We start from the raw sequence: 21,816 nt of genomic DNA on the forward strand, positions 1-21,816 counted from the left end.
CGTTTTCAGGAAAAGCGTTGCAGAATCTGTTGAGCATAATCGAGTTCGGGGATCAGGCAGGGATGCTTGTACTGTTCGATGCTGCCGCCCAGTTTCTGCTGTCGTTCTGCGGCAAAGCGGCGCCAGGTGCCTGATGTCAGTTCGCAGGCGACGGGCATTGCCAGGCGACCGGACTGGCGTTTCTCTGCGTATTCACAATTGGTCTCCTGCAAACTTCGGTCGAGGTGTTCCAGTAGAGTCGGAAGTTGATCGGTTGACGGCAGAGCGGATGCTTCCAGCAGCAGTTGATAGCGGGGAGGCTCTCCCCATTGCGGGATCAGGGTGTACTGACCGATTTCCAGCGAAGTGTGTGCGACGGCATCGCGAACTGCGGCAACGACCTGTGATTCGGTAATCTTTTCGCCGGTCAGATTGGAGATATGCGCGCCCTTATGCAGAAACTCCAGTAAAGGAGTCTGGCTGTAAAACCCGGTGCAGCGGACAACGTCACAGATATGGTAGCGGTACAATCCTGAAGGCGTAGTCAGCAGGATGAAATAATTCTGTCCCACTTCCAGTTGATCGGCAGTGAGAATATTTGTGGAGGTCAACGGGTCTTCGTCTTCGGGAACAAACTCAAAGAAGTGAGATGTGATATCCAGGACGCCGGTGGACGTGCCCGATTCGAGGGGAATTGTCATGCGCCCTTCGCTGGCGGAGAGCCCGTGATCGCGGACAGGTGGGGTGCCATAAAAGGGAGCCAGTTGCGACAGGTACGCCCCCGCGGATCCCCCCATCCAGACTGCCAGCAGAGACAGTCCCGGCCAGAAGTCGCGGGGATAGAGGTGCCCCGTGCGTGCAACGATGTGTTCCAGTTCGCGGGCCCGGGCGCGGTTTTTTCGTTTGAGTTTCGACTGCAGGATTCTGAGAATGGCCGGTTCCAGTTGTGCGGCGCCCGTCAGTCGGCCATCAGCGATATCGCGGATCAGCGATTCGCGCTGCTGATCTGCAAACTGTGCCAGATGCAGGAGCGTGCTCGGGTTGGCGGTGGTGATCATGCCGACTTCCCGATCCGCAATTGCCAGTCGCAAGGCGGTATAGTATTTGAGGTGCGGGTCTTCAATCTGTGAGACTTCGCCGGGAACGGTATACAGGAGTTTGACGACCGGGCTCTGCATGGCTGCGACGAGGCCGCTGATATTGCCACAGGGTGTGCCACCTGGCGTGCGGAACTTGTCGAAGTTACTCGACAGCTGCACGATGTTCTGATACTTGAGACGGGGAAAATCGTCGTAGGTCAGAATGCCCCAGTTCTGCCAGCCCTGTCGATAGTCTTTCAGAAAGGGCTCGGTGATGGGAATGAATTTGGAATCCGCGGTGGTGCCACTGCTGAGGGTAAACATCAGCAGTCGATTGGCGGCTCCCAGCAGCGCGGTTGTCTCACCAGTTTTGACACGATCAATCCAGGGACGAAAGCGTTCGTAATCGGAGACGGGAAAGCGGGTCTGGAAATCTTCGATTGTGCAGGAACCATCCAGCTGCCACTTGCGGCTGAAATCGCTGTCTGCATTTAAATGCAGAATGCGCTGCAGAGTCTGTTGCTGAACTTCGCGGCAGCGTGAGGTATGGGCAAGAAACGAATGGGCGGCGCGACGATAACGTCGTCGTGTGAAAGTGCCGCCGGCAGCCCGTAGCAGATTCAGGGCACGCATTCCTTGCTCCCCGGTCGATGATTGCTGCGCTTAAGAACAGGGGAACTGTGGAGGAGAGTCTGAAAAAACCATGAGCTCTCCTCCCCCCTACAGAGACAGACGATTAATCTTCGTCGTCGTCTTTCTTCTTTTTCTTCTTCTTACCAATCGAAATCTTTTCGACGCGTACTTTGGGTAAACCGAGGGCACCCTGGCCTTCGACCCAGCGGTCTTCGAATTTCAACTTTTCAATACGTTCCGCCCGCTTTAACACGTTACGTGCACGGACCAGCGTACTCTTGCTCTTTAAACTTTTGTCGAGTGACACGGTGTCATCCCCTTTGTTAGATGTTATTTCGAAGACAGCCATTTACTATGGAAATTGACTGTCAAAACTGGCATAGTGGTGTATCTTTCGCAAGAGGCGCTGTAGCCAGCGGGCTGGTCAAACGGATTCTGGACCCGTGACGATTTGCGAAGCGACATATGGTAAATGGAATGGTCATTGATTGCAACCGCTGGTAAATGATTCCTTTCCGCTGTTTTTCGTGAAATTCCGATTTTCGTCGCTCAAACGAGAATCGAGGGGGCTCCATTATTTCACTTTACGATACAAATTTCACCCTGTTGGACTGGTCGATCGTCGTCTGCTACCTGTTGTCATCGATCGTAATTGGTTTGTGGGCCAATCGTTACGTCGGAAATCTGTCTGATTACCTCGTCGCAGGCCGCAAACTTCGCATTCGACTGGCTTTGGCGACCATGACGGGGACCGAACTCGGGCTGGTGACTGTCATGTACATGGCAGAGCTTGGGTTTATTCAGCAGTATGCGTCCCTCTACCTGGCGTTTCTGGAAGCGGGGGCGGTCCTGGTGATCGGGCTGACCGGTTTTGTCGTTTATCGCCTGCGGGATTCCTCGATCATGACGATTCCCGAATATTACGAAAAACGCTATTCACAGTCTGTTCGCGTGGTGGGGGCCAGCGTAATGGTGGTTTCCGGCGTCCTCAATATGGGGCTGTTCCTGAAAGCGGGGTCCCAGTTTCTGACCGCGATATCCGGCCTGCAGGATGAGATGTATCTCAAACTGATCATGACCGGACTGTTATTGCTGGTACTGTTTTATACGGTGCTGGGGGGAATGGTTTCCGTGGTCATTACGGACCTGATCCAGTTTCTGATCCTGGGAACCGGCATGGTCATCGTGACGTGCGTGATCTTCTGGTCGATCGGCTGGGAGGGATTTTCAGCCATCGTCACGGAGCAAAACGGCTATTTTGATCCCACCAACCCTGAGAACCCGTCCGGAAAAGGAGGCGGGATTGGCTGGCTGCAAATTATCCAGATGACGGTGGTGATTGGTTCCGCCGCCATGTTGTGGCCTACCAGCGCAGCACGAACGCTCTCCTGCCAGAGTGCGGCGGTCGCGAAGAGACTCTATACACTAAGTTCGATCTCTTTTCTGGCGCGGCGGGCACTCCCGGTGTTCTGGGGGATTGGCACTTTTGCCTTTTTCGCGTCTCAACCCGAACTGTTCGCTGAATTTGAAGAGGCAGTGAAAACCAACAGCTCGATCACTTCTCTGTCTGCGATGCCTCTGTTTCTGGCGAAAGTCGTGCCGACTGGATTGCTGGGGCTGGTGACCGCAGGCATGATCGCCGCGTTCATGTCGACCCATGACAGCTACCTGCTCTGCTGGAGTGGTGTGATTACACAGGATATCGTTGCCCCACTGGCGGGACCGATGAGTCAGCGTTCACGGATTTTAGTGACCCGCATTGCCATTTTCGTGATTGGGGCAATGCTGCTGATCTGGGGCCTGTGGTATGAAGTCAGCAGTGATCTCTGGGGTTATCTGGCGGTGACAGGTACGGTGTATTTAGCGGGAGCGATCCCCACGGTGGTCGGCGGGTTGTACTGGTCACGAGGCAGTCAGGCCGGAGCACTGGCGGCGATTCTGGGCGGACTGCTGGGGCTGTCCGCCATGGGGCCGTGTGTCGAGCAACTCAATGACTGGTTTTCATCAGACCTCAATGGAACCCATCTGACGTTGATTACGTTTGCCTTTTCCGCAGTCGTGTATGTGTTGGGGTCACTGCTTTTACCGGATCAGCCTCGTGCAACGAATACTGACTCTGTCGAACCTGTCGCAGAAGTGTGAGAGATGAATATGTATATATGGATGACAATCTGGACGTTGCTGTTGCTGATCAGTGGGGTGGCCTTTCTGGTGGTGCTCACTTTTGTTTCCTTTGGCGTCAAAGCTGAACTGCGGGACACGCTCAATGATCTGAAAGCCGACGTGAACGAATCACAGGCGCACGAGGAAATTCTGGATCGTCCTGTGGAATAATTGTCGCATCGATGATGTTCACGTTATCAGACCACGTGTCGTAAACCCGTAAAAATTGCGGATTTCGGAACAATAGACTGGTGCCGCAGTTTCGATCATGCTATTTTTAAATATCAGTCTGCAGAAAATCTCTGAATGTGAAGAGATCCCTCTGCTGGTTCAGTACAGGAGTCGCGTCGTTCATGATGTGCCCTTTTTGTCGTGATGGTGAGACGAAAGTAATTGATTCGCGTTTGAGTCAACCTTTCAGTGTGCGCCGACGACGAGAATGCCTGGCCTGCGGAAAGCGCTATACGACTTACGAAAAAATCGAAGAGTCGCCTCTCAAAGTCATCAAAAAGGATGGTGCGCGGGTTCCCTTTGATCGTATGAAGATGGTCACCGGGATTGAAACTGCCTGCTACAAACGCCCGGTCAGCCCCGATCAGATTGAATCCATCGTCGCGCAGATTGAAGCGGAAATCTACGAGAATTTCGATCGTGAAGTCCCTTCGCGTTTTATCGGCGAACGGGTTTCCACGGTTTTGAAAGACGTCGATCAGGTTGCTTTCGTGCGGTTCGCGTCGGTCTATCGTAATTTTACCGATGCGAATGATTTCGTGACCGAAATTCAGCCGATGCTGCGAACCGACGACTGACCGAATGCTTCTGTCTCAGGCAATGATATCAGGCACCACATTGCCGGCAACTCCCGTGACCCGCATGTCGAGCCCCTGGAATTTGAACGTGAGCCGTTCGTGGTCCATGCCTAACAGATGCAGCAGCGTGGCGTGAAAATCATTGACGTGCATCGGATTTTCGGCGACATTGAAACCGATGTCATCGGTTTTGCCATACGCGAAGCCGCGTTTCACGCCGCCACCCGCCATCCAGACCGTGTAGGCGTCTTTGTGGTGATCGCGTCCGGGGGCTTTGCGATCTCCCTGCACCATGGGTGTCCGACCGAACTCCGCGCCCCAGACGACCAGTGTATCATCCAGCAGGCCGCGCTGTCTGAGGTCCTTAATGAGCGCGGCGATCGGTTGATCGACCTGCCGACATTTGTTCTTCAGACTTTTGACGATACTGCCATGATGGTCCCAGCCCTGGTCGAAGAGTTGCACGAACCGCACGCCCCGTTCCACGAGTCGTCGTGCCAAGAGGCAGTTGTTGGCAAAGCTGGCTTTGCCCGGCTGTGTGCCATACTGCTCGTGGATGTGTTTTGGTTCGTTGGAAATATCCATCAGCTCGGGAACGGCGGACTGCATGCGATAGGCCATCTCGTACTGATTGATGCGTGTGGCGATTTCCGGATCTCCTACATCCGCCAGTTGAACTTTGTTGAGATGGTTCACACTGTCGATAATCCGCTTGCGGTCTTCGCCCGTCATTCCCTTGGGATTGGACAGAAACAGAACCGGGTCTCCCGACGAGCGGAATTCGACGCCTTGATAAATACTGGGCAGAAAGCCGCTGCCCCACAGGCTGTTTCCGGCGCCCGCGACGTTGCCGGTAATTAATACTACGAAGCCGGGCAGGTTACTGTTTTCGGAACCCAGGCCATAGTTGACCCACGAACCCAGGGAAGGGCGTCCGAAACGCGAGAAGCCGGTCTGGAAAAAGAGCTGGGCGGGCGCGTGATTGAAGTGATCGGTTTTCAGGGAGTGAATCATGCAGAGTTCATCGGAAACTGATCCGAGGTGAGGCATGAGTTCCGAGATGGGGAGGCCGGCTTCGCCCTGCTGCTGAAAGGCGAAGGGGCTGCCCATCAGTTTGGGCTGTTCGCGAATGAACGCCAGCCGCAGTCCTTCCCAGAGTTTGTCGGGTACGAGCTCGCCGTCCAGTTCCTGCAGTTTGGGTTTGGCGTCATATAAGTCGAGGTGCGACGGTGCACCGACCATGTGCAGGAAGATCACGTTTTTGGCTTTGGGCGTGAAATGTGATTGGCGGGCCGCCATCGGGTTGGCAGCTGTGGGGAGTGCCGCCTGCAAGTCGTTGGCCAGCAGCGTGGTGAGCGCAGCGCCTCCGATCCCCATGCCGGCCCGCTGAAAGAATTCACGTCGGGTATAATTCAGCAGTTGTTGCAGATGCGCGTTCATGATTATCCCTTCGTGATGGTTTCATCTAGATTCAACAGGATGTTCGCGACATACAGCCAGGCCGCCATACGTGACGCACCGACGCCTTCCGGCCGGTCGTCTGCCGCAATCAGCTTCTGGGCTGCCTGGGGATGATCCTGGAAATATTTCAGTTCCTGCTCAAAGACTTTGGTTAAATGATTCACTTCCACGGGCTTTGCTTCGCGGGCGACACAGAGCCGGAACGCATACGCGATGCGTTCGCGGTCGGTCATGTCGGAATTCAGGCCTTTCGTCGCCAGGCGTTTCGCCAGACCGACGCCGATTTCCACGTACGCGGGATCGTTGAGCAGTGTCAGAGCCTGCAGTGGTGTGTTGGTGCGCGAACGATTGATCACACAGGCACCCCGGTCGGGCGCATCGAAATTCGTAAAGCTCGGATAGGGGGCACTGCGTCGCCAGATCACATAGACGCCACGACGGTAACGGTCTTCGGAAGTGGAAGTCAGATACTTGGGCGCGTTGCGGCCCACGTGTCTCCAGAGTCCCTTTGGTTGGGGTGGATAAACGGGCGGGCCTCCCATTTTTGTGGAGAGCAGACCACTGATGGTCAGTGCGTTATCGCGAATCGTTTCCGCCGAAAGTCGCAGTCGCGGACCACGGGTGTAGAGTTTGTTATAAGGGTCCGCTGCGAGCAGTTCAGGCGTGATGCGGGCTGACTGCTGATAGGTGGCCGACATGACGATCAGTTTGTGTACGTGTTTCATCGACCAGTTGTGGTCCATGAATTCTACTGCCAGCCAGTCGAGCAATTCAGGATGCGTGGGGGCATCACCCTGGCTGCCGAAATCTTCCTGGGTGGCGACGATGCCCTGCCCGAAGAACTGGGCCCACCAGCGATTCACGGTGACTCGCGCCACCAGTGGATTCTCACGCGCGACGAGCCAGCGGGCAAATTCGAGTCGGCTGGGCTGGTCTTTTGTTTTGATCGGATGCAGTGCGTCTGGTGTGTGAGGTGTGACTTCGGCCCCTTTGCTGAGGAAATCGCCGCGCTTGAAGATATTGTTCATACGCGGCTCCGGCATTTCCACCATCACCAGAGTGGAATCGGGTTCCAGTGCCGTCAGTTCTTTGCGGACACGGCTCAATTTCTTATCCAGTTCCGCGTACTCCGCATCCTGCTGCTGTTGATATTGCGTTAATGCATTGTTCTGTTTTTTGGTTCGTTTTTCCGTTTCCGTCTGCAATGCTTTACGAACGGCGGTGGGGATTTTGCCGGCTTCTTCGCTGTTCTCCAGCAGTGCCAGGGTGGTCTCTTCCCATTCGGACCAGGCGGTTTTGAGATCTTTCTGCCGCTGGTTCAACTGCTTCTGTAGTGCCAGGCGTTCGGTCGTCAGTTGCTCTTTTGTTTTCAGCTCTTCTTTGGCCAGCGGGACCGCCAGTTTGGGGCCGGTGACTTCGAACGTCACGCTCTTACCCACCTGCTTGACCTCCAGTGGGGTATTATTGAAGAAGGCAAAGATCTGGTAGTAGTCCTGCTGCGAGAAGGGATCGTATTTGTGATTGTGACACTGGGCACATTCGAAAGTGGAACCGAGCCAGACGAGGCCGGTGGTATTGACGCGGTCGAAGATCTGGTTGACGCGATTCTCTTCGGGGTCGACACCCGCTTCAACATTACAGGTGGTGCAGCGATGAAAGCCGGTGGCGATTTTCTGTTCCAGGGTGGCCTGGGGGATCAGGTCGCCGGCAATCTGTTGAATGGTAAACTGATCAAAGGGCAGATCCTTATTCAAGGCATTGATGACCCAGTCACGATAGAGCCACATCTCGCGCAGCTGATCCGCCTGAAACCCGTTGGAGTCGGCATAGCGGGCCAGATCGAGCCACTGCCGCGCCCATTTTTCACCGTAGCGGGGTGACTTGAGCAGCTTGTCGACATATTTCTCATAAGCAGCGGGGGAAGGATCTTTTTCAAACGCGATGACATCTTCAGGAGAAGGGGGCAGTCCAATCAGATCGAGGGAAACGCGTCGCAGCAGTCGCGCGGGGCTGGACGGCGGAGACTGAGCGAGTGGCGGTTGTTGTTGAGATAATTTCTCTGCGACAAACGCGTCGATGGCATTGTTGATTCGAAAAGAGTTGTTTACTTCCGGCAGCGGACTTTTGACGGGTGGGATGTAGGCCCAGTGTTTCGGTTCTTCCGAAGCGGTCGGCCAGTCTGCGCCAGCGTCGATCCATTGTTTGAGCGTCTGAATTTCCTGTTCGGTCAGTCGAGTGCCGGCATCCGCGGGAGGCATCTGCTCGCTCTCGTCTTTTGTGGAGACGCGATGCAGGAGCAGGCTCTCTTTACTGTTTCCGGGAATGATGGCCGGTTCACCCGAATCGTTGCGAAGCAGAATATTTTTGCGGCTGGTTAATCGCAGACCCCCTTCGCGGGCATCCGGACCATGACAGTCCTGGCAGTGTTTGACAAACAGCGGGCGGACCGATTTCTCAAAGTCGATTTTGTGAGCCGCCGGTTTTTCAGCTGACACAGGTGCACCGTAAGAAGTGACCGGAGTGCTCAACACAAGCGAGGTGAAAACCGCGAGACAGCTACAGACAGTTCGTGGAACTTGAGAACCATACATACGCGTTCAATCCCTGTCAGGCCACCCGTAAGACTTTAAGAATCTCAAGAGGGAACCTGGTGAGATAATTGAAAGTAATGCCGGTCCGTCAGAACCGCCGAATTCGGGGGACGGTAGTCAGACACCATTGCCTGACGGGCTGAACTCATTTTGGGGAGAGTCGATTGACGTTGTTCTTTTCCTATTGGAATAATTCAATACGTTAGAATAACGGACGAGTCGAGAAAATTCAAGTTTTTTCATCTGCACACAAGGCATTCGCATAACCGGTAATTCTGGAATCACCGGTTTACTAAAGCTCGATTACAGTATGACTTAGGATTTCTTCTTCGTGTTTTTCTTCGCGGGCTTTTTCATGCTCTGTGCTGATTTTCCCGCTTTGAAGATATCCACTTCGCCGGTATTCGGCTGTGGTTTGCCCGGAGTGGAGCGTCCGCGATCGGCATAGCTCTGCAGTAAAGTGGTCAATTCTTTGACGACTTCGGGATGTTCCGCCTGCACGTTTTTCTGTTCGCCTGCATCGTGGTTGAGGTCATACAGCTGGATGGCAGGGAGTTCACTCAGATTGTCTTTGCCTGGTTTGGGGAAGCTCCAGCCACCCGAGCCCGGACAGAGCTCGAGCTTCCAGTGATCCTTGCGAATGGAGAACGCACCGCGAATCGAATGATGGACGGCGGCTTCTCTGAGAGGCGTATGGGCTGTGCCTTCCATCGCCGGGAGAATGCTCACGCTGTCTTCGCCCGCGTCATCGGGAACTTTGGCTCCCACGATGTCGGCGGCGGTCGCGAACAGATCGGTCAGGCAGGTAAGCTGGTCCGAATGCGTGCCCGCTTTAATCCGCGCAGGCCAGTTGGCGATGAACGGGACGCGATGGCCGCCTTCATAGATGTCGGCCTTGTGTCCGCGAAACTGGTAGCTGGGCTGATGATCTTTGTCGGTCATCTCTTTGAAGTTGGCAGCGGGTGAGCAGCCATTGTCGGCGGTGAAAATGACCAGTGTGTTTTCATGGATACCCTGTTTCTTGAGCGCCTGCATCACCTGGCCGACGGTGTCATCCACTTGCATGACGAAATCGCAGTAGGCGTTGATGCCGCTTTTGCCCTGCCATTCGGGTGTCGGCAGAATCGGCGTATGTGGTGCATTGAGAGGGAAGTAAATGAAGAACGGCTTACCTTCTTTGGAAGCGGCCGCATGTTCGTCGATGATCTGGACTGTTTTGTCGGTGATGCGGGGCAGCACGTCGATGGCTTCGAAATCTTTATGTGCGGGTCCATCGCGGAAGAATGCTTTGGTGACCGTGGGGATACCCTGGCTGCGATCGTTTTCAATATAAACGTAGGGGGGCATGTCGAGTGAAGCGCTGATACCAAAGAAGTAATCGAAGCCGACGCTGTTCGGTCCGTTCTGGATCGGTTTGGAATAGTCGACGTCCCAGCCCGGATTGGTTTTTTTGTTATAAGACTGTTCTGTCGCGAAGCCGCCCTGCTTGAGTGACCAGTCCATTCCCAGATGCCATTTACCGACACAGGCGGTATAGTAACCATGTTCTTTGAGCATGGAGGGGACGGTTTCCCGATCCGGTTCAATCAGACGTCGCGATAATCCCCAGAGCACGCCGCTCTTGAGCCGCGAGCGCCAGTTGTAACGACCGGTGAGCACGCCGTAACGGGTCGGCGTACAGACGGAGGAACTGGAATGAGCGTCCGTAAAAATCATGCCGCCATGCGCGAGTTGATCCAGGTGTGGCGTCGCAATTTTACATTCCGGATTGAGTGCCCGAATGTCGCCGTAACCCATGTCGTCGGCCAAAATGTAGATGATGTTGGGATCGTTTGCTTTTTCTGAGGCGTGCGCTGTGTTTTGAGAGAACAGGAACAGTGGCAGAAAAGCAGCAGTCATTATCAGCGACAATACGCTCGGGATCGAAAAAGTCGTTCGTGGTTTGAGTTCAAACTGGTAACGCGCTATTACAGTTTGCATGATGAGTCCTCTATGTGAGTCTGTTTCGGCGATCTGTGGTGTACTGTCTGCAGTCTCTTAGTATCAGAGACGTATTGCGGCGGGTCAAGCAAGGCATGATTGATTTCGATCGTGCAGCATTGAATCATCACGCGTTTCTACATCGCAAATTCGTGAATCTCGTTCTCGAAGGAAAGTTAAGAAAAAGTTCGATCTAGAAAATAAAGTTAAGATCCATGTTGATCTGTCGTTCACATCTGACCATTATGGATGTTCAGTTTCTCTATTCATTAACTGACTCTTTGTTATTCATAAGCATACTCACTGAATTACTGATTTTATTTCCTCATCGCTTTTCATTTTATCATTCCCTTTCAAAATCAAAGGAGATGCGGAATGCGAATCAGCATCCTGTGGATCTCTCTATCGATATTGTATAGTTGCATGTTCTGTGTACTTGCAAGCGGGCAGGAAACAGATACCCAATCAGCCGCTCAGAGTGAGTTTAGCCCAGGCGAAGCCCATTTAATTCCTGTCACTCTGCCTCCTGTCACACCGACAAACCTGGCCAGTGATCAAGCGAAGATAAAACTACCTGGTGTGTTCAGTCAAGTTGTTGTCGGCGGGAACGGCCGGTATCTGATTTTTTATCTGAAGAAGCAGAAGCAGCTGGCCGTATTCGATGTATCCGCAGCGAAGATCATTCAGCAGATTCCCATATTGTTTGACGATATCAGTGTTGCAGCAGGAGCAGACAAGCTCGTCGTTATATCCAGAGATCAGTTTCTCATCGCGCGCTATAGTCTGAAAACATTTGAAAAAGAGTTGACGCGTCCGTTTACCGTGGAAGGAAAGGGGCCTCAGTTGACCATGGGGTCTGCGTCCAACGGGCCGATTCTGGTTACGTTCGAAGGGGGTAGTAGAGGCGGTAATTTATTTCTGGATCTCAACACTCTGGAGAAAAGTCGTATTGATTTACCTTCCGACTGGGGCCGCACTCTCCATGATCATTCCATCGTACATGCTGCTCCCGGCGGTCAGGTTTTTAGTATTTGTCGGAAAGGTACTTCTCCTCCCGGTTTGACTACAATCCGGATCCAGGGCAACACCGCTGAAGTAGCCTACCGGCATGATACGTCAGGCGTGGCCGTTCCCAGTCGTAATGGGAGCCTGATGTTTAACGCGATGGGAATCTATGACCCGTTGCTCCGAGAGGTTGCGGATGAAGCCTGTTTGAACTCCGGGATTCCTCCTGTCTACAGCGATTTTTATTTCGTGCGTGGAGCGAATGGTAAAACGTTCCAGTTGCATCGGGGAGGACAATCGCGTCCCATCGCGACGATCGCTGCACCCGGTCCTGAGATTCTGCCTGTCGTCAAAGACAGATACGGTCGCACGACAGGGGGTGTCTCAAAGGATGCAGAATCTTTCCTGCGTTATTATTATATTGAGCAGGCGCAGGTGCTGATATATCTGCCTGACTCGAATGACGAAGTCGTACTGCAGCATTTCGATCTGGAACAGACGTTAGCGCAGACGGAACAGGACTATCTGTTTGTCAGCAGAGGCCCGAGCGGGCAGGCGACGCGAGACAAACGCTATGCCAGTCCCATTCAGGTGAGAACCAGGCAGGGAAACGCCCGGTTTCAGCTGTCAGCGGGACCGGACGGGATGACGATTTCCTCCCGGGGCGTACTCGAATGGAAGGTGCCTCCTGATTTCCCGGACAGCCAGGTGAATGTCATTGTGAATATCAGTGATGCCACCGGCTATGAGCTGTTTCATGCGTTTTCAATTGCAGTCAACGGCGATCGGGCAATGCTGGCAGAAATTCCGAACGTTCCGCCGAAACCAGTTGTGAATCAGCCAGCGCGTGAAAACAGGAATCTCTTCACTCACGGTGGCAAAGGTGCGCTCGCGTTTCTCAAGTCTGCCAGCCAGTCTAAACCGGTATCGCCTGTGCAAGCGGAATCGAAACCGAATGACACACTCAAACCAGGGCAGAGCAAGATAGATCTGCCTGCTCCCCTGACAGACATGGTGGTGGGACGCAGCGGCCAGTATCTGATTATGTATTTTCAAAGCCTGAAAGAACTGAAAGTATTTGATGTTTCGAGTCTGAAATTTATCAAAACTCTACCGGTGGAATCAGAAGACATTCTGTTTACAGCCGGCGCGGAGCATCTGATGGTCGTCCTGCGTGATCAGCAGAAAATCGAGCGCTGGAAACTGGATGATTTCCAACGCGACCTGGTCGTCGCTTCGCCGGTAGACAATCCGATTCACGCGGCGGTGATGGGGCATTCCTCCCGGGATCTGCTGGTTCTGTTTCATGGTCCGAATGATCGCACGCAGAATTTTGACTATGTCGACGTCCGCACGATGAAAGTGCTGGAAGTGGAGCGCAAAGGAGCGGGTTATCTCAGTTCCAGACCCCTGCTGTTAAAGTGTGTCACCGCGTCTGCAGACGGGCGTGTGGTGACGCTGGCAAACAATACGCTGATCTATCTGGAGTCGAAGGTAGAGCATCGCCAGAGCCCGCGTGACTATGGTTCTCTGATTCTGTCTGGCGGTGATGGTACTTTTCTGTACTCAGAACGGGGAATCATCACCAACCAGATGGAAGAAATCATTATGGCTGCAAAAGTGGGGGAGCCCGCACGGCCCATTCAGACAGGCATGCTGATTCCTGCGGTACAGCCCGGTTACGTTCTCGACCTCTTGTTGAAGACGCCACGAAATGCCAGGACGTCTGATGTACTGGCCGTTCATTTAGAAGGAGAACTGGAACCACTGCTGACGCTGAATCAGGTCGATACATCACTCAACAAGTTCGAATGGAAAAATCCGCCGGGGATGTCGCATTATAAACGCTTCTTGTTTTTTCCGGATCGGGATCTTCTGATCCAGGTTCCTGATACCAATGACAGGTTGGTTCTGCATCAGGTCCCGCTGCGCGAGCTGATGAACGAGACCGGAATCGATTATTTCTATACGACATCCCGGCCTGAGACGAAAACGGAACCTGGTAAGCTCTGGAAATATCAGATTAAGACGGCTTCCCGCAAAGGGGGAGTAAAATATGAACTTCAATCCGGTCCCCAGGGAATGGAAATTTCGGATACCGGGCTGCTGACCTGGCAGGTTCCCGCCGACATTGTGGAACCTGAATTGAATGTCATAGTGCAATTGAAAGATGATTCTACACAACAACTGTCGCATCGCTTTACGCTGTTTGTTCCTGATGCAATTCGGAGTGCGCAGGAACAACTTCGAAAGGAGCAGGAACGGGCAGAAGCTGAAAAGAAAATGGCGGCAGCCCGCGAGGCAGCGGCGCGCGAAGCAGAACGGCTTGCGGCTCGCGAGGAACAGAACCGAAACAAGTTAAAACGGTTAACTGAGAGTGGTGAAGCAGCCCGAACGCAGGTGGAACAATACCTGACAGATCGATTGCAAAGTTATGAAAAAGAACAGTCAGTACGCAAATTGCAGGGATACCGGATCCCCGGGCAGGAAACAAATCCGTACCGTGCCTGGACAGATACCAGCGAGAACGAAATCGACGCACGACTGATCAAGTACTTTGCTGATACAGTGATTCTGTATTCCCGGTCAAACCAGATCCTGACGATTCCGGAGGAGAGTTTGAGCAAGGTTGACCGGGATTACCTCGATCAAATTTCAAAAGCGGAAATTGCGGAACGGAAGCAGCGTGAAAAGGAATTATCGGATCGCAGTTTGCCGAAGCAGCGGATGATACAACTCTGGCTGGCAACACAGGAAACTCCCAGCCGCTTCGGTAAAAAAAATCTGCTGGGAAACATTCAGGACAAGCAGGGCAAGCCGCTGTTGAGCTGGCGGGTACAGTTGCTGAAGCATGTCAGGGGAGGCAGTGACCTGTATTCCCTGTTCCGTCATGATGAGCCCTGGGACAGTGAGTACAATAAAAAACTGATTCCCCTCATGCCCGCTTTTTACGGATCTTCCCGGTCCAAAGCAGGTCCAGGGAAAACCAACCTGCTGGCGATTCAGGCGCAGCGTCCGCTGTTTTCCGGTCCCGGAGGAGCCAGCCTGTTTCACAAAGGAGAGCTGCCGGGCCAAACGGCCATCATAGTGGAAGCACCTGATGCTCTAGCCGTCGAATGGACGAAGCCCGATGACTGGGAGTATGAATCAGACAAATCCATCGAGCAACTGTTCGGATTTCATCCGGACGGTTTTTACGCGTTATTTGCAGATGGAAAAGTCGAGTTGATTTCCGAGAAGAAGCCTCTGAACGAGATCAGCACGCTGCTGAATCTCAAAAATGAACCCGCGAAAGATTCCCCATGATCCGAAATAATCGGACTGTTTTTTTATCCGTTATCAGTATTCATATAAATTGAGTTTCCAGATCAAAGGAACAGCCACGTGAATTCCACTTTGCTGCGAATGTCACTACTGATTGCCTTCAGTGCGCTCATCTGCTGTGAAGTGGCAGCACAGAAAACGACGAAGCCGGGCGAAGCTCATCTGGCTCCGGTGAATCTGCCTGAAATTACAGTTCCCAAGATCGAGCCGGACCAGGTGAATGTCAAACTGCCAGGTGCCTGCACTGAGCTCGCCATTGGCGGTGGTGGGCGCTATTTTGTATTTCACGTTCCAGGTAAACGACAGTTGATTGTGTTCGATGTTTCCCAACTCGAAGTTGTGAATACATTGAGAATGAGTTCCGATAATTTCTGTTACACCGCGGGTGCCGACAAGCTGGTTATCGTGTATCGCGATCAAAACAAGATCCAGAGCTATCAACTGCCTGGTCTGAAAGAGGAGCAGTCGCAAACTCTGCCCGCCGATTTGAAAGTCGCCCATATCACCATGGGAGCCGCATCTAACGGTCCCATTTTACTGGGTTCTGATAAAGCGCAAGGGGCGTGGCAGTTTCTGGATCTGGAGACACTCGGTCCTTCATCAGTTCAGATTTCGTCCGAGTGGGAACTGAATCATGCTGACCGGTGTGATGTTGAGGCTTCAGCCGATGGTCGCGTTTTTGGTATCTGCAAGAGGCATGCCTCACCATCGGGGTTGTTGCGGGTGGCGATCATAGGGAACACGGTAGAGACACGTTACCTGGATCAAACCTGGGGAACGGTATTTCCCAATAAAGATGGCAGCAAGCTGTGTAACCTGACGGGGATTTACGATCAGGAGCTTGAAAAAATCGATGAATTTAAAAACCTGATCGGCGGGTATCTGCCTTGTTTCAGTGATTTTTATTTGTATCCACATGGCGGTAGAGGAAATCCCTATTCGGTTCTTCTGCCAGGATTGAATAAACCATTACTCACTGTGACGGGACCTGGACCTGAAATATCCCCGGCGGTCCGGCATGTTGTCCTGCCCCAAGGGTACCGCGCTGATGTCAATACGCCCGGCTACCCGCGGCGATTTTACATCGAGCAGGCGCAACTGATGATGTTTGTTGCAGAGACGAATGATTCGATTGACGTACGTCCTCTGAATATTGTCGAGAGACTGAAAAAAAACGGAAGAGTTCACTTCTATGTTTCGCGTTCCCCTGCGGATGTCGCATATCGGGGCGAATTATACGAGTCTGAAATCGAAGTGAAGTCCGTTGATGGTGAAGTCAAGGTGGAACAGATTCTGCCTCCCCCTGGGATGACGGTTACCCCGGAAGGCAAGATTCGCTGGCAGGTACCTGAGGATTACGGCGTCGACTTGTCTCACATCACTGAGCAGATCGAACTCAAGTTTAAGGTCTCTGATCCTTATGGAAGAGAGTCAGTCATTCAAACGAAGCTGAATATCAGGGAGAAACCTGTCCATTTTGAGATTCTGCCTTTGACGGCAGCTGGTCAGGCAGGAGAAACGCATCTGAGGCCAGCCATTTTACCTGAAATCAGCGCGTCTGCTTTTCAAGGCGATCGTGCTGTTATCAAACTGCCGCGCCCCTTCAGTCGTGTCATCTCAGGGGGCGGCGGTCGCTATCTTGTCTTTTATCTACCGGATATTCGTCAGCTGGCGCTGTTTGATGTTTCCCGGGCCCGCGTTGTGAATTACATGACCGTGAAGTCCGGTATTGTCTCCTTTGCCGCCGGTGCTACCAAACTGGTCGTGCTCAATCACAGTCAGCGAATCATCACGCGTTATGAACTTTCGACATTTAAGAAAGAGTTCGCGCGGCGGATCCCGGTGGAGGGGAGCGTTGTGCAACTGGCGCTGGGGGCCGCTTCCAATGGTCCCGTTTATGTCGGCTCCGTGAAGACCGGGGACCGGCGTCGCCGCGTTATGCTCAACAGTTTTCTGGACCTGGAATCTCTGGAATTGATTGAACTGGAATCAGAGCGTCCTCCAGTCATCCCACTGGGAGATACCAAAGGCTTTTATGTACATGCTTCAGCCAACGGGAAGGTCTTTGGAGTCAGTCTGCGGGAGAAGGATGGTTGGGAAGGAGTGACTTACGAAGTTGACGGGAAACAGTTGAAAACAGTGCCCCTGAAAAAATCTTACGGGCCGATGATTCCCGGTCCTGACGGCAATCATATATTTGCCAGTGGCGTGGTCATGAACAGGGTTTTGATGCCCGTCTATCAGGACCTGAAAAGCATGTATCCTTCTTCAGATCCAAACCTGCTGGTGCAGCGGGTAAGAACTACGAAACGCGATGTCAAGATTTACGTGACTGGCGAAACAGAGCCGATAGCCACCATCCCTGATGTGTGGGAGAAAGGGTATGGGTCATACCAGTCGATGATGGGTTCCGACGCGAGATACATGAATGCGTATTATATTCCCCAGGCAGAAACTCTGGCCTATCTACCTGAAACGAAAAGTCGAATTCATCTGCATCGAGTCAAACTGGATCAGTTATTAAAGAATCGCAAGGATGATTACTTTTTCACTCAGAGCCAGCCTGTCAAGACTGCTGCGCGCGGCGAGAAGTATGAATACAAGCTCGAAGCCAAATCTAATCAGACCCCGTTAACGTACCAGATCGATTCCGGACCCGAAGGTATGTCGGTTTCCCCCGCCGGAGTGGTGAGCTGGGCTGTTCCGCACGATTTTAAGAACGATCAGACGTCAGTGATTGTTTCGGTATCCAATTCGACAGGCAAGTCTCTGTATCATTCCTACCTGCTCTCCCTTACCGGGAAAATACCAGCAGGGTCCACTGCGCCGAAACCGCAGCCGCTTGCGAAAATGGATTCCAAATCTGTCTGGGAACGCCTTAATGGTTCGACCCAGGTGACCCTGCCGAAGCTGAAGGCAGTTCAGTTTGAGGGAAAACAGAAAGAGCTCACACTGCCTGCTGAAATCACAGATCTCGTGGTGGGGGGAGGCGGCCGCTATCTCATCTTGTATTTTAAAACACTGCATCAGCTGGGAATCTTTGATACGTCCCGGGCAGAAATCGTCAAATTTCTACCGGTTAATTCTGAGAAGGTAATGTTTGCAGCGGGCGCAGAACACCTGCTGATTGTTGATCCCGAGAAAAAAATTCTGGAACGCTGGAGCCTGAAGACGTTTCAGCGCGAAGCGACTGCTTTGCTTCCCATTCAGGATCCGCTGGAAGGAATCGCAATCGGGAATGCTTCTCGGGGGCCATTGGTTGTATTTGTGCACAGTCATGACCCGTTCTACTTTGTCGATCCCGTTTCGATGCAGGAAGTGGATCTGGTCACCTTACATGAACTGTTAACTCCTGATGTGAATCTCGAATCATCGGCAGACCGTATACAGAGGAGATTACGGGAGCGAAAGCTGAATCGGAGGCATGTCACTGATCATTTTAACGGAACGGATACGATTTCGGCAGATGGTCGTCTGGTTGGTATCAGATTCGGAGCGCTGGATGTGACTGGTCCCGTATACGATTGGCGTTCACTTAAAAGCCTGGGCTGGAAGTTATTACCGAATGCCTCTGGCTCACGGTTTTATACAGAGGCTGGAATCTTCGATACCGAGATGAAGCAAATCGGAAAGCAGAATCGCATCAGGCATATCCCGGCGGTTCAACCTGGTTATTATCTGACGGTTCAAATTCACAATCACGGAAGTCGAAAACCACCTCAGGATCTGACGCTGCAGATTGAAGATGGGCAGAATCCCCAATTTCCGTTACCTGATATAGATGTGACCCAGTGTTTTGGCACGTTGCCCGATTTGGTTCCGTCATTTGAAAAGCGCTATACCTACATTCCAACTGCTGATCTGCTCGTGCAAATTCCGATTACAAATGACAGATTGATCCTGCATCAAGTTGAAATCGACAGTCTGCTGGAAGAATCAGGCGAAGATTATCTCTACGTGACCTCGTTTGCTCCGGCAACAGGAAAGATCGGTACGCGCTGGGAGTGTCAATTTTCCGCGAAATCAAAACAGCAGGTCTCCTATCACCTGGAAACGGGACCTGAGGCTATGACTGTTTCTCCAACCGGATTGATGACATGGGATATTCGCCCTGGTATTACCATTTCGAAAGTTCCGGTCCTGGTACGGTTGCAAAGTCAGTCCGGTAAGGAATTGTACCACAGCTTCACAATCACGATTCCCGAAGCCTATAAAAATGCCCGCGAGCAGGCAGAGCTGGCGGCGAAGCAGAAGGCAGCAGAAGCGAAAGCGAAGCGGGAACAGGAGATTGCGCTGGCGGCAAAAGCAGTTGAGGCATCGCATGCCACCGAAAACCGAATGAGGCTGATCAAGTTGAAAAGAGAAGGGTCGACCGCGAAGGATAAATTAGAAACAGAAGCAAAACTGTGGTTGAAACGCCAGCAGGAAAAACAGGGATTGCAGACGATTCCGTATCGTCTCTGGTCTGACGCGGACGGTAATCAAATCGAGGCACAACTGGTGCAGGTGTTTGGCGGAATTGTGAAAGTACGTCTTAAAAGTGATCCGCAAAACAGTTTGCGTTCGCGAAATACGAACCCAAAACCGGAACTGATGAGCTTTACTCTGAGTGAACTCTCTTCAACCGATCAGAAGTATGTGCGAAATTATTCCGCTGCTCAAAGAGAGAAACGCGAACGTCCGGAGACGGCCGCAGAGCGACAGGAAAAATTCAGACGACAGTTACAACTGGTGGCAGCTTCAATCCGATCGCAGTCTCAGCGGTCGATTGGTTTTCCGCCTGCTTACTCCGTGGACCGGTTTGCAAGTGGCGTGCTGAAGGACAGGCCGATGCTGAGCTGGCGCGTGCATCTGCTGCCGTACCTGGGAGGGGCCGACCTCTATAATCTCTTCCGCCAGGACGAACCCTGGAACAGTGACTACAACAGGCGGCTGATTGCCCTGATGCCGTCTTTCTACCAGGCTCCCGGTTCCACCGCCGGAGAGGGAAAGACGAATCTGCTGGGCGTGAAAGGCAAGGATTGCATTTTTGTCGGGAAAAATGAAGTGCGGTCTCACTATGTCAGCGACGGACTGGCTAATACGGCGATGGTGGTTGTTGTGCCGGATGAGCTGGCAATCGAGTGGACCAGGCCCGATGACTGGGAATATGCGGCGGAAAAAAAGATCAAAGATCTGTTCAGCGCGGGATCGGATGTGTTCTGGTCTATCTTTGCTGACGGAAGTGTCAGGTCGATCTCGAATCAGAATTCTCTGAGTGATATTTCTCGAATATTTACCATCCGTGACGGGCAGCCTGTCAAGCTGAAATGAATGATAGAAAGATTTCAGGTATGCGATTACCAGTGATATTCCTGACCCTGACGATCATGATTCTTTGCGGGAGCAGTGCCGTTCCCGGTGTGAAGGGTGAGGCCTGGGCGGCTGAAGACACGGCGTCCCTGTTTCAAAAGTACAAGGGCGAACAGCAGGAGATCAAGCTGCCGGAGAAGGTGACCGATGTTGTGCTGGCGGGGAGCGGACGCTACCTGCTGATTCAGATGGGAGCGGCGAAACAGCTGGCCGTGTTTGATGTGAACCAGGCAAAGATTATCAAGACGTTGCCGCTGATTTCCGACAAAGTGAAGATTGCCGCGGGGGCCGAGAAATTTATCGTCATCGACTCGGACCAGCACATCATCGAACGCTGGTCGCTGACGACATTTGAACGCGAAAAAGTCAGCCAGACGCCATTTTCCGGAATCCTGAAAGCAGTGGGGATGGGTTATGCATCTCAGGGACCTTTCGTGGTGCGCTTTGCAGAGGAGGAAGATTATGACGCCAAGACCGGATGTCTGCTGGTTGATTTAGAGACGCTGGCGCCCGTGCCCGACCTCACGTTTCGCCAGAGAATGGGTTTTCCGCGGAACAGGGAAACCATGAGAATCCGCGCTTCGGCAGGGGGAGAGCTGTTTGGGATTTCCACAGTCAGAAGGGATCGTGAAAGCCATCTCTGGGTTCTGGATGGTAAGAAAGTGAATAATTACCGTTCCTACAACTTGGAATTTATACGACCGCTGCCTGATGCGTCTTATGTTTTAACCCGGTACGGTCTCTTTACGCGAGAACTGTTTTATCGAGGCAATGAACGTGGCAAAGAGGCGCAATATGTCACGACACTGCATCCAGCCTTCTATCTTGAGGTTCCTTATTTTAGTCGGGATAAAACGGGAACGTCATCAGGTTCCGATTATTTCGGCATTCTGTATTTAACGGAGACCGGACAGCGTATCGCCAATCTGCCTTTGAGTCCCCTGAATCTGGAGCAGGATGAGAGCAAGTACGGAGAACCCGAATTCGCCCCTGAATTCAGTCTTGATAAACGGTTGGTTTATATTCCCCAGGCCGATCTGTTGCTGACATTTCCCTACACAAATGATCGAATGCTGATGACTCCCATTCAACTGCAAGCTGAACTGAAGAAGCGGGGAACGGACTATCTGTTTATTTCATCGCTGCCGCCAAGTCATTGTCAAAAAGGCAAAACGCTTGAGTATTCACTGCAAGTAGAATCCAGCTCCAGTCAGTTTGAGGTCGAACTCAGCGCGGCTCCGGAAGGGATGAAACTGATTGACAGTAAAAAACTCCGCTGGGAGGTTCCGGAATCTTTTGATGATGATGAGGTGTTTGTGGTCATCACAGTAAAAGCAAAAGGTGATCAGACGGAGTTCCAGACATTTCGTCTGGAGGTCCAGGATCGCTGACGGTCAGGTCAACCTGGTATGAACAACGTGAAACATTTTCTGAATCGAT

At 52.5% G+C, this 21,816-nt stretch carries 11 protein-coding genes; 6 read left to right on the forward strand and 5 right to left on the reverse strand.

The genetic code is table 11. The annotated features are described in order from the left end of the window. Positions 1-5: 5 nt before the first annotated feature. Positions 6-1,691, reverse strand: a complete 1,686-nt coding sequence (locus tag GmarT_RS00880) for a GH3 auxin-responsive promoter family protein (protein ID WP_002648683.1) — start codon at positions 1,689-1,691, stop codon at positions 6-8. 103 nt (positions 1,692-1,794) lie between these two features. After that, positions 1,795-1,998 (reverse strand): small basic protein, encoded by a 204-nt coding sequence (locus GmarT_RS00885; protein WP_052301281.1) that lies wholly within the window; start codon positions 1,996-1,998, stop codon positions 1,795-1,797. Between the two features lie 299 nt (positions 1,999-2,297). Here GmarT_RS00885 and GmarT_RS00890 point away from each other — a divergent pair, with 299 nt between their 5' ends. The 3 genes from GmarT_RS00890 to nrdR all read left to right on the forward strand — a co-directional run bounded on the left by GmarT_RS00890 (position 2,298) and on the right by nrdR (position 4,663). After that, positions 2,298-3,833 (forward strand): sodium:solute symporter family protein, encoded by a 1,536-nt coding sequence (locus GmarT_RS00890; protein ID WP_187782329.1) that lies wholly within the window; start codon positions 2,298-2,300, stop codon positions 3,831-3,833. Positions 3,834-3,836: 3 nt separating this feature from the next. Continuing rightward, positions 3,837-4,025, forward strand: coding sequence for a hypothetical protein (locus GmarT_RS00895; RefSeq protein WP_002649002.1), 189 nt, complete (start codon positions 3,837-3,839; stop codon positions 4,023-4,025). A gap of 182 nt (positions 4,026-4,207) precedes the next feature. Further along, on the forward strand, positions 4,208-4,663 hold the full coding sequence (nrdR, locus tag GmarT_RS00900) for a transcriptional regulator NrdR (protein ID WP_002648999.1): 456 nt from the start codon (positions 4,208-4,210) through the stop codon (positions 4,661-4,663). A 15-nt stretch (positions 4,664-4,678) separates the two neighbouring features. On the opposite strand, the gene GmarT_RS00905 is transcribed toward nrdR, so the two are convergent. The 3 genes from GmarT_RS00905 to GmarT_RS00915 all read right to left on the reverse strand — a co-directional run bounded on the left by GmarT_RS00905 (position 4,679) and on the right by GmarT_RS00915 (position 10,614). Continuing rightward, positions 4,679-6,103, reverse strand: a complete 1,425-nt coding sequence (locus GmarT_RS00905; RefSeq protein ID WP_002648998.1) for a DUF1501 domain-containing protein — start codon at positions 6,101-6,103, stop codon at positions 4,679-4,681. Between the two features lie 2 nt (positions 6,104-6,105). Beyond that, positions 6,106-8,619, reverse strand: coding sequence for a PSD1 and planctomycete cytochrome C domain-containing protein (locus tag GmarT_RS00910; RefSeq protein ID WP_044240079.1), 2,514 nt, complete (start codon positions 8,617-8,619; stop codon positions 6,106-6,108). A 411-nt stretch (positions 8,620-9,030) separates the two neighbouring features. After that, positions 9,031-10,614 carry a sulfatase family protein gene (locus GmarT_RS00915; protein WP_002648996.1) on the reverse strand — a complete coding sequence of 528 codons (1,584 nt, stop codon included), beginning with the start codon at positions 10,612-10,614 and terminating at the stop codon, positions 9,031-9,033. 456 nt (positions 10,615-11,070) lie between these two features. On the opposite strand from GmarT_RS00915, the gene GmarT_RS00920 reads away from it, so the two are divergent. The 3 genes from GmarT_RS00920 to GmarT_RS00930 all read left to right on the forward strand — a co-directional run bounded on the left by GmarT_RS00920 (position 11,071) and on the right by GmarT_RS00930 (position 21,767). Continuing rightward, positions 11,071-15,006, forward strand: a complete 3,936-nt coding sequence (locus GmarT_RS00920) for a hypothetical protein (RefSeq protein ID WP_149302384.1) — start codon at positions 11,071-11,073, stop codon at positions 15,004-15,006. A 78-nt stretch (positions 15,007-15,084) separates the two neighbouring features. Continuing rightward, entirely contained in the window at positions 15,085-20,337 is a 5,253-nt protein-coding gene (locus GmarT_RS00925; protein WP_149302385.1) for a DUF1559 family PulG-like putative transporter, read from the forward strand. Positions 20,338-20,357: 20 nt separating this feature from the next. Then, on the forward strand, positions 20,358-21,767 hold the full coding sequence (locus GmarT_RS00930) for a hypothetical protein (protein WP_002648992.1): 1,410 nt from the start codon (positions 20,358-20,360) through the stop codon (positions 21,765-21,767). Positions 21,768-21,816 lie beyond the last annotated feature (49 nt).

The sequence above is a fragment of the Gimesia maris genome (assembly GCF_008298035.1).
Lineage (GTDB): Bacteria > Planctomycetota > Planctomycetia > Planctomycetales > Planctomycetaceae > Gimesia > Gimesia maris.

Excerpts from the sequence above, each read along its gene's own strand:
- GmarT_RS00880 (WP_002648683.1), bottom strand. The coding sequence starts at position 1,691 with ATGCGTGCCCTGAATCTGCTACGGGCTGCCGGCGGCACTTTCACACGA.
- GmarT_RS00895 (WP_002649002.1), top strand. The coding sequence starts at position 3,837 with ATGAATATGTATATATGGATGACAATCTGGACGTTGCTGTTGCTGATC.
- nrdR (WP_002648999.1), top strand. The coding sequence starts at position 4,208 with ATGATGTGCCCTTTTTGTCGTGATGGTGAGACGAAAGTAATTGATTCG.
- GmarT_RS00905 (WP_002648998.1), bottom strand. The coding sequence starts at position 6,103 with ATGAACGCGCATCTGCAACAACTGCTGAATTATACCCGACGTGAATTC.
- GmarT_RS00915 (WP_002648996.1), bottom strand. The coding sequence starts at position 10,614 with ATGACTGCTGCTTTTCTGCCACTGTTCCTGTTCTCTCAAAACACAGCG.
- GmarT_RS00920 (WP_149302384.1), top strand. The coding sequence starts at position 11,071 with ATGCGAATCAGCATCCTGTGGATCTCTCTATCGATATTGTATAGTTGC.
- GmarT_RS00930 (WP_002648992.1), top strand. The coding sequence starts at position 20,358 with ATGCGATTACCAGTGATATTCCTGACCCTGACGATCATGATTCTTTGC.